Here is a 423-nt window from a genome sequence, read left to right on the forward strand (position 1 = left end):
TGGAAAATCCGGTTTAATCCTGCCACCCATTCCGGATTAAACTTGCCGGGTAATCCGGATTTATCCTGCCACCCCATTCCGGTTTAAACCTGCCACTTTTGGCAGCAAGTCCGGAATCAAATATTGTCACTTCTATCAACCTCTGAAATTAGGCACACTATCCCCCTGAAACATTGAACATCAGGAGGTAGCGGATGCCCAGAAAGAGGACATCAATGACGAAAATTAGAGAGGTTATGAGGCTTCATGACCAGGCTGAGTTGAGCCAGAGACAGATCTCAAAACTGACTGGAATATCAAGACCAGTCGTATCGCAGATCATTACAAAAATGCATGAAGAAGAATTCGGTTTTAAACAAGCTGTATCATTAAGTGATTCAGGTCTGAAAGAACTTCTATCATCGAAACAGACCAGCAAAAGCA

1 protein-coding gene is annotated in these 423 nt (G+C 43.3%); it reads left to right on the forward strand.

Annotated features, from left to right (window positions below; genetic code table 11):
- Window positions 1–215: 215 nt before the first annotated feature.
- Window positions 216–423 (forward strand): winged helix-turn-helix transcriptional regulator (locus DV872_RS26305; RefSeq protein WP_158547206.1); only part of this gene is annotated, 208 nt, incomplete at its 3' end.

The sequence above is a fragment of the Oceanispirochaeta sp. M1 genome (assembly GCF_003346715.1).
Taxonomy (GTDB): Bacteria; Spirochaetota; Spirochaetia; order DSM-2461; family DSM-2461; genus Oceanispirochaeta.